The organism is Lactobacillus sp. ESL0703, from assembly GCF_029433435.1.
Lineage (GTDB): Bacteria > Bacillota > Bacilli > Lactobacillales > Lactobacillaceae > Lactobacillus.
Genome location: NZ_JAQTIB010000004.1, coordinates 47,608 through 58,304, shown reverse-complemented (window position 1 = coordinate 58,304; position 10,697 = coordinate 47,608). Strand labels below are relative to the sequence as shown.

Genomic DNA, 10,697 nt, shown 5'->3' with positions numbered 1-10,697 from the left:
TACTCAGTGTAATAAATAACATGTAAGCTGACTTTAAGCCAATTACTTTCGCCTAAGACTTATTATTAGGCATAAAAATAGTGTTATCTTTCTCTTCAGAAAAATAACACTATTATTTTTATTCGCCAACGTAAAATTCAATGCGTTGTTGTAAATTCTTAAAAGTAACTGGGCAGTAATCGCCGATTTCACCATCAAGATTAACCGGTAATTTTTGACCTTCGCTCTTGCCAATCAGATCAATTTTTAAACTGCGCGTCTTGGTATAAATAATATCTGGATCATCAACATGCTTACCATTCAATGCCAAAGCCATTAGGCGCAGCAATTTCACTGGATCAGATGGCTTAACAATAATTAACTGAAACAAGCCATCGCTTAATTCGGCATCCGGCATTATCTGTTCAAAGCCACCAATCGAATTGGTCATCCCTAAAAGAAGCATTGATAATTTACCTTCATAAACACCAGCATCATAGGTCAGGCGCAGTTCGTTTTCAGTCAAGTGCGGCAACATTTCCGCACCCTTAATCAAATACGCAGCATAGCCTAAGGCCGACTTAACCTCTGATGGTACACCATAAGTTAGTTCAGTCAAAGATCCACAAGCAGCAATATTAACGAAGTATTGGTCTTCACCAGCAAAAGTAGCTTGGCCAATATCCATCTTGCGCGTTTTGTTATTTAAAATAACTTCAGCTGCAGCTGCAATGCTATCACGCGGAATATGCAATGCTCGAGCATAATCATTGGTTGTCCCTGCTGGAATAATTGCCATCTTCGGACGTTTTTCCAAAAAGGCAATGCCGTTAACCACTTCATTAATGGTACCATCACCACCTGCAGCAACAATCAAGTCAAAGCCTTCAGTTGCAGCCCGCGTTGCTTCTTGCTGGGCACTCTTTTTTTCTGGTGTAGTTCTAAAAGCGCTCGCCTCATAGCCAGCACGTTCTAAGACGTCTAAAATATCAGCGACATTTTTAGGCATCTGTTCGTGACCAGATACAGGATTATAAATCAATCTTGCTTTTTTAGTCATAGTTACTACCTTATTACTTAAAAATCAACATTAACGTTTGTTTAATTCTTCATTCAACAGCTTGTTAATGACCTTTGGGTTAGCCTTACCGCGGGTCTGCTTCATCAATTGGCCGACAAGGTAACCGATGGCACGATCCTTACCGTTCTTGAAGTCTTCAACTGATTGCGGGTTGCTATCAACAACTTCCTTAACCATTGGTTCCAAGACACTAGTATCAGATAATTGCACCATGCCTTGATCTTCAACATACTTCTTAGGATCAGTACCATTAGCAATAGTTTCAGCGAAGACCTTCTTGGCAATCTTCGAAGAAATGGTTCCATCTTTAATCAGCTTAATCATTGCAGCTAAGTGTTCTGGTGTTAACTTAATGTCAGCCAATTCAACACGGTTATCATTCAAGTAACCATTAACTTGCGTGTTCATCCAGTTAGCAGCTAATTGAGGATCAGCACCTGCAGCAACTGCTTCATCGAAGAAGTCAGAACTTTCCTTAGTCTGCAATAAAACGTTGGCATCATAGTCCTTCAAGCCAAAGTCGTTAACATATTGGTTGTAACGTTCTTCAGCTGAACGTGGCAAAGTTGCCGCAATTTCATCAATCCACTCTTGACTGATATGGTCTGGAGCAAGGTCTGGTTCTGGGAAGTAACGGTAATCGGCGTCACCTTCCTTAACCCGCTCAAGAACAGTCTTACCAGTTGCATCATCAAACCGGCGTGTTGATAATTGTACACGACCACCTGACAGCAACACTTGAGCTTGACGTTTTTCTTCATAAGCTAGTGACTTACGAACGTGTTCAAATGAGTTCAAGTTCTTCATTTCAACCTTGGTGCCAAGTTCTTTTTGACCGGCTGGACGAATCGAAATGTTGGTATCAACCCGCATTGAACCTTCTTCCATCTTAACGTCAGAAGCACCAGTAAACTGAACAATCTTACGCAACTTTTCAAGGTAAGCATAACCTTCTTCTGGGTCAGAAATTTCTGGTTCAGAAACAACTTCTAGTAATGGCACACCCTGACGGTTCAAGTCAACATATGAAAAGCCGTTAGTCCCGTGCGTGTTCTTACCAGCATCTTCTTCGATATGCATTTCGTGAATACCGATACGCTTCTTCTTGCCATGAACTTCGATTTCAACATAGCCATCACGAGCTAATGGTTGGAAGAACTGCGTAATCTGGTAGGCCTTAGGACTATCTGGGTAGTAGTAGTTTTTCCGGTCAAAGTGCGTGGTTGGCAAGATATGTGCGTGAGTTGCTAAGGCAACCATAATTCCCAAGCGATAAACATCTTTGTTAACAAACGGCAAAACTCCCGGCATTGCCCAGTCGATAACGTTAGTTTCAGTGTTAGCTTCAGCACCATAACTTACTGGAGAAGGTGAGAAAATTTTACTCTTTGTCTTTAACTCGAAGTGGACTTCGAATCCAATCGTTGATTTAAAATTCATCAGTTAATCCTCCATTCCTGCTGGTGTTTTTTCATAAAACTTGTTCGTGCGTTCAATAAAGTCAGCTGTCTTAAAAATATTGCCTTCATCGAAGCGTTTAGCCATAATTTGGAACCCAACAGGCATCCCGTCAACTAAGCCAGCTGGAACACTAGCTGCTGGAATACCTGCTAAGTTAGCAGAAATTGTCAAAATATCGTTATTGTACATCTTAATTGGGTCAGAAATTTCACTGCCAATGCCAAATGCTGGTTCAGTAGTTGTTGGCCCAACAATAACATCATTATTAGCGAAAATTTCATCAAATTCATCACAAATTAAGGTTCTAACCTTTGAAGCTTGTCTGAAGAAGCGGTCATATGAACCAGCTGACAAAGCAAATGAACCTAACATAATCCGGCGCTTAACTTCGGTACCAAAACCTTCTGAACGTGACTTAACATAAACATCAAGCAAGTTCTTAGTGTCGTCAGCACGGTAGCCGTAACGAATACCATCAAATCTTTGCAAGTTAGATGAAGCTTCACTTGAAGCAATGATGTAATAGTCAGGAACAACATATTTGGTTAATGGCAATGATACTTCGCTGATAATTGCACCAGCATCTTCTAAAGCATCAATTTGCTGTTGAATGACATCGTGCATTTCACCATCAACGGCATCCATGTATTCCTTAACAACGGCAACGCGCAAGCCCTTAACATCTTGACCAATAAATTGGGTAAAATCAGGGACTTCACGAGTTGACAAGGTTGAATCATGGTCATCGCTACCAGCAATAACATTTAATACTTCAGCAGCACTCTTGGCACGCTTGCTCATTACCCCAATTTCATCAAGTGATGAACCAAAGGCAATCAAGCCCCAACGTGAAACCCGGCCATAAGTTGGCTTAATCCCAAAAATTCCGTTAAAGGCAGCTGGCTGACGGATTGAACCACCAGTATCTGAACCAAGAGCTGCAACTACTTGACCGGAAGCAACAGCAACAGCAGAACCACCAGATGAACCACCAGGAACCTTGTCTAAGTTCCATGGGTTATGAGTTGCGCCAAAGTATGAATGTTCAGTTGAAGAACCCATTGCAAATTCATCCATGTTGGTCTTACCAACAAAAGTTGCTTGTGCCTTCTTCAATCTTTCAATAACCGTTGCATCATAAACTGGAATATAGTTGTCCAAAATATGACTGGCAGCCGTAGTCTTAACCCCATCAGTAATGATGTTATCCTTAACAGCAATTGGAATACCGGCAAGCTTATTCTTGGCAAAGTCTAAATCAGCAGCAGGCTTTGCATCTTCTTGAACAGTAATCCAAGCGTTCAGCTTGTCGTCAGTCTTCTTAATATTTGCAACAGTGTCTTGAGCAAGCTTTTCAGCTGACAAGTCGCCCTGTGCAAGTTTTTGGTTTAATGAGTCAATATCTTCATTTAAGTAGTTCATTACTCGTCCTCATCCTTATTAATAATTACAGGAACCTTAATGAAGCCATTGGCTTGTTCAGGAACATTCTTCATTAATTCAGCACGACTTTGCCAGTGTTCTGGCTTGTCTTCTCTGAAAACAGTGTCGCGATCAACGACCTGCACTGTTTCGGCAACACCATCAGTATCAACTTCTGATAATTGGTCGGCCATGTTGATAATTGAACTCATTTGTTCGGTAACTGTACCGATTTCATCTTCATTAAACTCAAGCCGTGACAAGGCTGCCACGTGCTTAATTGTGTCTTCTGTGATTTCCACTATTAGACCCTCCTTATTCACCGCCATAAATATGGACTTGATAACTACCATCTGCTGTTTCTTTAGCAACTAAAGCCTGAATATCATTAACAGAACCAATCTTAATTTCAACCGGCACGTTGTCTGGCAAGTACTTTTTGGCTGTTGATAAGACTAGCCGCGTAAAACTCTGCACTTGCTCGTAACCGTAAAACTGGGTGGTAATGGAAATATTTTCTTGACTTAACTTACCATTTTCATAGCGCAAAGTGGCTGTTACACCACTGATATTTGGAAAATAATCTTGAATTGATACCTTAAAACTGTTGAAACTCGAGGCATCACTACTATTAATTGCTTTTTTATTGCCAACAGTCGGCAACACTTCCGTTTGCGCGGAAATAGATTTCCATTTAGTTATTTTACTACTATTAGCAGCCGCTGTCCCGCTCAAAAAGTAAGTTCCGCCAACTAATGAGTCTTTAGCAGCCTTAGAAAAAAGACCAACGGTAATTGGGACATTTTTGAGTGCCTTGCGCTGACGCAGACGGGCAATAATTTGCTCAGCTGCCTTTTGCCCAGCTGCCTTTTGCTCAGAACGCGAAATTGCTGCTTGGTATTCAGCACCATCTTTAGTCTTTTGATAATAATCAACCGAGTTCATCGCCAGACCAATACTCATCCCATTAATATGGTAATTGGAACCTGACCCAGCCAAATAATCCTGCTCTAAGATTTCTTCTAAATAATACGGGTGGTAATTCTTCTTAGTACCTTCTTCTGGATTAAGGCCCAAGGGATTAGCCTTAGACTTGCGCCCCAGCCAATCATTAGCCGTTGCAGCACTAATATATTGACCTTCCTGAAAGACATTGGAATTAGTAGAATAGACGTCTTTTGAGATTTGAACTAGCCCGCGCTCAAGTTCACGTGTATCAACCGAATTATCATTATCAGTCGCCGTTAAGCCAGATATCGGGCTGGTAATGTAGTGACCGTTTTTTAATAAAACCGTATAGCCATTACTCCCCGTGTCAGTTGTTTGATAAGTCTTAGCCTTAGAATTAGACGAAGTTTTAGCATTATTGGCCAAGTCTGAATTTTTCAAATTACCACAGGCTGTTAAGGTTAATGCTGCTCCCAAAAGCGCTAAAATGTGCACATATTTTTTCAATTTAGTTATTCCTTCATTTGATTTGGGCAATTGCTTCTTCTTCCGTTAGAACTGGAACTCCAAGCTGCTGCGCCTTAGCAAATTTGGAGCCGGCATCTTTGCCATAAATCACGTAATCCGTCTTTTTAGAAACGGAGCCAGTTACCTTGGCACCTAATGCCTGCAGCTTCTTAGTAAATTCACTACGCGTAAAGTGGGCAAGTGAACCTGTCAGTACGACTTTTTTATCCTTAAAGTAATTATCTGGAATCTCAGCAGTTTCTTCTGCAGTTGCGCCCAAGTAATTCATATTGACCCCGCGTCTTGCTAGTTCCGCAATCAGTTCGTCAACTTCAGGCTGCGCAAAATAAGTCGTCAGTGATTCCGCAATCGTCATGCCTATTGTAGCGATTGCGGCAACATCTTGCACGCTAGCTGACATAATCTTTGTCATATTTTTAAACTTTTGGGCAATTAAGCGTGCAGCCTTGGCGCCAACATGGTCAATTCCAAGTCCCGTGAGCAGCAATTCCACCGAATTTTGCTTCGAATTAGCAATCGCCGTCAATAAATTATTAATGGACTTTTCCTTGAAATGATCTAACTTAGCCAAATCATCTGCGTCTAAGCGATAAAGGTCAGCAACATTATGAACTAAATCGTTCGTGATTAATTGCCGCACAATTTTTGGTCCCAAACCATCGATATTCATCGCCGGCCGCGACGCAAAATGCGTAATCCCCTCTTCAATCTGAGCCGGACATGACGGATTAACGCAGCGCAGAGCAACTTCGCCTTCTAAATGAATTAGCTTTTGCCCGCAAGATGGACAAGTTGTCGGAATTAGATACGGTTGTGAGTCCTTTGGCCGCTTAGCCAAGACAACTTGCGAAATTTCCGGAATAATATCGCCGGCCTTGTGCAATAGGACCGTGTCGCCAATGCGCACATCTTTTTCCTTTAACAAGTCGGCATTATGCAAAACCGCATGTGAAACTGTTGTTCCTGCTAATTGCACGGGGTCCATGATTGCTGTTGGCGTTACCACGCCAGTTCGACCGACTGTCCACTTAATCTCATGCACCACAGTTTCCTGCTCTTCTGGTGGGAACTTATAAGCAATTTCCCAACGTGGAACCTTGACTGTGTTACCCATATTTTGCTGCAGACTTAGGTCGTCAACCTTCAAGACAATCCCGTCAATACCGTATGAAAGTGTGTCGCGCTTGGCCGTATATTCATCAATAAAGGCAAAAACATCAGCCATCTTGGCTAATTTGCGACCAGTATCATTAGTATGAAAGCCCAGCCGCGCCATTTCACTAATGGCTTGATGCTGGCTAGTGATTTCTTCTGGCGGATTCACCCAAGTATAAATAAAGGTGCTCAAATTCCGTTCTTTAGTTACCTTAGCGTTTAACTGCCGCAATGACCCAGCAGCCGCATTACGGGGATTGGCAAAGGCCGCCTCACCTTTTTCATCGCGTTCAGCGTTTAACTTAGCGAAGGCCTCTTTACCCATATAACATTCACCACGCACTTCCGTCGTGATTTTTTCTGGTAAAACTTGTGGTATGTCAGCAATATAACGGGCATTAGCTGTCACATCTTCACCAACTCGGCCGTTACCCCGCGTTGAAGCCCGCACCAGCTTGCCATCTGTATATTCAAGGTCAATCGACAAACCATCGATCTTTAACTCAACATTGTAAGCAACTGGATGGCCCACTAGCTTTTGCACCCGATCATCAAACTCCTGCAGTTCTTTTTTGGAGAAGACATCCCCCATCGACAACATTGGAATTTCATGATCTACCTTAGTGAACTCAGAATCTACCTGCCCACCAACTTTTTGGGTAATCGAGTCAGGCGTTACCAGCTGGGGAAACTGCTGCTCGAGTTCAACCAGCCGCTGGTATTTTTGGTCATAAACATTATCTTCAACTTCGGGTGCATCCTTAGAATAATAGGCTTCTGCCCACTTATTAAGTTCTGCCCTTAGTCCCGTAACCTCTTTTTTGGCTTCATCAAGAGTTAAATCTGCCATTTTCTTCCTCCTGATTAATTCTTTAACTATTAATTTAATTATACCTTTTTAATTGGAGCGAATGCCGCTAAAAGCCGCTTAATTCCCTTACCATTGAAGGCAATATCAAGTTCCATATCCTCACCTGTGCCGTTGACCTTAGTCACGACACCGTGGCCCCAAGCCTTATGTTCAACTTGATCGCCGACATTCCAGCCCTTCTTCTCAGCACCAACAGCACCTGCTGGCTTAACCTTAGGTGTATAAACCTGTGCGCGAGCTCGCTCGTCGGCTTTGGCAAACGGCGCTGTCTGTGCTTGAAAGCCGCTGGCAATAATATTACCAGCGTTAGGATTTTCAACTTGCAGATCTTCGGCGTCAATTTCTTCCAAGAATCTTGACGGTGGATTGTTCTGCATCCGGCCAAACATCATGCGTGAATAAGCATTAGTCAAGAATAGTTCTTGTCGTGCCCGGGTAATCCCAACATATGCCAGACGCCGTTCTTCTTCTAATTGATCGTCTTCTAATAGTGCCCGTGATAATGGGAACAAGCCATCTTCCATCCCCACCAAAAAGACAACTGGGAACTCCAGTCCTTTAGCCGCATGCAGCGTCATTAAAGTAACCTGGTCATCATTATTGGCCAAATCATCTTGGTCGCTCAATAAAGAAACCTCTGCTAAGAAATCACTTAGCGGGTTGTTATCATCGCTTTCAGCTTCATACTGTTCATCAAAACGCTTAGTGACCGACAAAAATTCATCTAAGTTTTCTAAACGTGTTTCTGCTTCAATCGTATGTTCATTCTTAAGAGCTGCGGTATAGCCAAAGTCCTGCAGAACTTTTTCGGTTAAGCCAGTTACACTATGGTCTTGGGCAAACTTAATGGCATCACGCAATTTAGCACCAAAGTCACTTAATTTAAGTGCAGCACGAGTCGAAATTCCCGACATTCCCAAATGGTCAAACGTCTCAAGCAGCGATAAGTTGTTTTCTTGGGCAAGTGCCATGAACTTATCAATTGTTACCGCACCAATTCCACGTTTCGGTGTATTAACAATCCGGTTAAAACTCATGGCATCACTTGGATTGGCCACTAATTTTAAATAAGCCATGATATCCATAATTTCTTTGCGGTCATAAAACTTATGACCACCAACAATTTGATACGGCACATTGGACTTCACAAACGATTCTTCGACTGTTCGCGACTGCGCGTTTGTCCGGTATAAGACGGCAAAATCATGATAAGAACGATGTTTTGCTTTAACTTCTTCTTGAATTTTACCAATGATGAAGTGCGCCTCATCGTCACCGCTTTGAGCCTTATAATAAGTAATCTTGGCCCCTTCACCTTGGTCAGTCCACAAGTTCTTTGCTTTGCGGTTGCGGTTATTTTTAATTACGGCATTTGCGGCAGACAAAATATGACCAGTCGAGCGATAATTCTGTTCCAGCTTAACGGTCTGCACGCCAGCATCCTTGTAATCATGTTCAAAGTTCATGATATTTTCCATATTGGCACCGCGCCAACCATAAATTGACTGGTCAGCATCCCCAACCACACAAATATTCTGGTATTGCGCTGCTAATTCATGGCACAACTCGTATTGTGCCTGGTTAGTATCCTGATATTCATCAACTAATAGATAGCGGAACTTGTTTTGGTAGTAATGCAGTACGGTCGGATCTTGTTTAAACAATACCAGTGTCTGCATGATTAAATCGTCAAAGTCCATAATTTGATCGTGTTTAAGCCGGCGCTGGTATTCTGCATAAACTTTGGCAGCCATTTTTTCAAAGGGCGAACTTGCACTTGCCTTGTAAGCCTGCGGCGTTAATAAGTCATTCTTCGCATTTGAAATTGCCGACAAAATTCCCCGCGGTTCATACATTTTAGGGTTAATGTTCAGTTCTTTTTCAAGATGCTTAACTAAGGTTAACTGTTCGGATGAGTCAGCAATAGAAAAGTTATGGCTATAACCAATTTTATCGGCATCGCGGCGTAAAATACGCACACACAGAGCATGGAACGTTGACATCCAAATATCATTGGCACTTGGACCCAACAATTTTTGTTCACGCTCGCGCATCTCCTTGGCAGCCTTATTGGTAAAAGTAATTGCCAAAATATTCCACGGCAATACACCCTTAACCTCAACTAGATAAGCAATCCGTCTGGTTAACACCGAGGTCTTGCCAGAGCCCGCACCAGCAACGACTAACAGCGGTCCCTCAGTAGTCTTGACGGCCTTTTCCTGTTGCGGATTTAATCCTGCTAAAATTGATTCTTCGCTCATTCTAATTCCCTTCACAAAAATTTTTTCATAACTGTTTTATTGTACCAAAAATAAAGGCCAAAGCTGGAAGCCCCCGCCTTTTAATTATCATATTGGTCAAGATTGTACTGCTTAATTAGGTTAATCAGCTTATCCGCATAGTTAGGGTCCGTGGCGTAACCGTCTTGTACCAGAGCTTGTGCCTGCTTGCGGTAGTCTTTGGCCGCTAAAACATGGCGATACTGCTTATTATTCCAACTGGTACCCTTTTGGAAAAGTTCCGCATGTGCCCTAATTGACGCTTCATAGGAATCATAAATTTGAAAGCGTGCCTTAACAACAATCCATTCACCCTTAACATATTCCTTAGTTGTTAAAATCGCGGAGGTATTAGGATTAGTTCCCTTAACACCAAACAAATTATTATATTTTTGCGATAAACTACTCTGGCCATAGTCACTTTCAAGACAGGCTTGTGCAATCGTAATGCTCGGCAATAGGTCATAAGACTTGTCAACTTCCTTGGCAATTGGCCCAATTTTTTTAATAAACGCCTTATGCTGCCTGATAACCTTTTCGCGTGCTTCTTCACGGGCCAATTGTTCCTGCCGAATTTGTTCGGATTGAATGGCCTGCCTGCGATAATACCGAAAAGCAGCGAAGGCAATAATTAACAAAAATAAAATAATAAATGCCCGCAAAATAATCTGCCAGCTAGATTGTGCCTTGTGTTTACGTCGTCTTGCCATAAAATTTTCCTTACTTAAAATATTAGTACCCTAAGTATAACCTGTCTTGGTCGTAAATTTTGCAATGTAATTAATTTTTAAAATAAAAAGAGCTACTCTATCCAGAATAACTCTCTAAAACAAAAAATGGAGCCGTAGCTCCATTACTTAGTGCGGGCAAGAAGACTCGAACTTCCACGATCTAAAAACGATCACAAGATCCTTAGTCTTGCGCGTCTGCCATTCCGCCATGCCCGCGACACAAAGAATACTATAACGCAAAA

At 42.1% G+C, this 10,697-nt stretch carries 8 protein-coding genes and 1 tRNA gene; all 9 read right to left on the bottom strand.

What is annotated here, in order from left to right; translation table 11 throughout:
* Positions 1–118: 118 nt before the first annotated feature.
* Complete coding sequence (locus PT278_RS06490) at positions 119–1,039, bottom strand: diacylglycerol kinase family lipid kinase (protein ID WP_277131101.1); 921 nt, start codon at positions 1,037–1,039, stop codon at positions 119–121.
* Between the two features lie 30 nt (positions 1,040–1,069).
* Positions 1,070–2,500 carry an Asp-tRNA(Asn)/Glu-tRNA(Gln) amidotransferase subunit GatB gene (gatB, locus tag PT278_RS06485; protein ID WP_277131099.1) on the bottom strand — a complete coding sequence of 477 codons (1,431 nt, stop codon included), beginning with the start codon at positions 2,498–2,500 and terminating at the stop codon, positions 1,070–1,072.
* A 3-nt stretch (positions 2,501–2,503) separates the two neighbouring features.
* Positions 2,504–3,943 (bottom strand): Asp-tRNA(Asn)/Glu-tRNA(Gln) amidotransferase subunit GatA, encoded by a 1,440-nt coding sequence (gene gatA, locus PT278_RS06480; protein WP_277131098.1) that lies wholly within the window; start codon positions 3,941–3,943, stop codon positions 2,504–2,506.
* On the bottom strand, positions 3,943–4,245 hold the full coding sequence (gatC, locus tag PT278_RS06475) for an Asp-tRNA(Asn)/Glu-tRNA(Gln) amidotransferase subunit GatC (RefSeq protein WP_277131096.1): 303 nt from the start codon (positions 4,243–4,245) through the stop codon (positions 3,943–3,945). The genes gatA and gatC overlap by 1 nt, the downstream gene beginning before the upstream one ends.
* A gap of 13 nt (positions 4,246–4,258) precedes the next feature.
* Positions 4,259–5,398, bottom strand: a complete 1,140-nt coding sequence (locus PT278_RS06470; protein ID WP_277131094.1) for a CamS family sex pheromone protein — start codon at positions 5,396–5,398, stop codon at positions 4,259–4,261.
* Between the two features lie 13 nt (positions 5,399–5,411).
* Positions 5,412–7,424, bottom strand: a complete 2,013-nt coding sequence (gene ligA / locus PT278_RS06465; protein ID WP_277131092.1) for an NAD-dependent DNA ligase LigA — start codon at positions 7,422–7,424, stop codon at positions 5,412–5,414.
* Positions 7,425–7,462: 38 nt separating this feature from the next.
* A complete protein-coding gene (gene pcrA / locus PT278_RS06460; RefSeq protein ID WP_277131090.1) occupies positions 7,463–9,706 on the bottom strand; it encodes a DNA helicase PcrA in 2,244 nt (747 codons plus the stop codon).
* An 80-nt stretch (positions 9,707–9,786) separates the two neighbouring features.
* On the bottom strand, positions 9,787–10,434 hold the full coding sequence (locus PT278_RS06455) for a glycoside hydrolase family 73 protein (protein WP_277131088.1): 648 nt from the start codon (positions 10,432–10,434) through the stop codon (positions 9,787–9,789).
* A gap of 151 nt (positions 10,435–10,585) precedes the next feature.
* Positions 10,586–10,671 (bottom strand) — tRNA-Leu (locus PT278_RS06450).
* Between the last annotated feature and the right edge of the window lie 26 nt (positions 10,672–10,697).

Excerpts from the sequence above, each read along its gene's own strand:
- PT278_RS06455 (WP_277131088.1), bottom strand. The coding sequence starts at position 10,434 with ATGGCAAGACGACGTAAACACAAGGCACAATCTAGCTGGCAGATTATT.
- pcrA (WP_277131090.1), bottom strand. The coding sequence starts at position 9,706 with ATGAGCGAAGAATCAATTTTAGCAGGATTAAATCCGCAACAGGAAAAG.
- gatB (WP_277131099.1), bottom strand. The coding sequence starts at position 2,500 with ATGAATTTTAAATCAACGATTGGATTCGAAGTCCACTTCGAGTTAAAG.
- gatA (WP_277131098.1), bottom strand. The coding sequence starts at position 3,943 with ATGAACTACTTAAATGAAGATATTGACTCATTAAACCAAAAACTTGCA.
- ligA (WP_277131092.1), bottom strand. The coding sequence starts at position 7,424 with ATGGCAGATTTAACTCTTGATGAAGCCAAAAAAGAGGTTACGGGACTA.
- PT278_RS06490 (WP_277131101.1), bottom strand. The coding sequence starts at position 1,039 with ATGACTAAAAAAGCAAGATTGATTTATAATCCTGTATCTGGTCACGAA.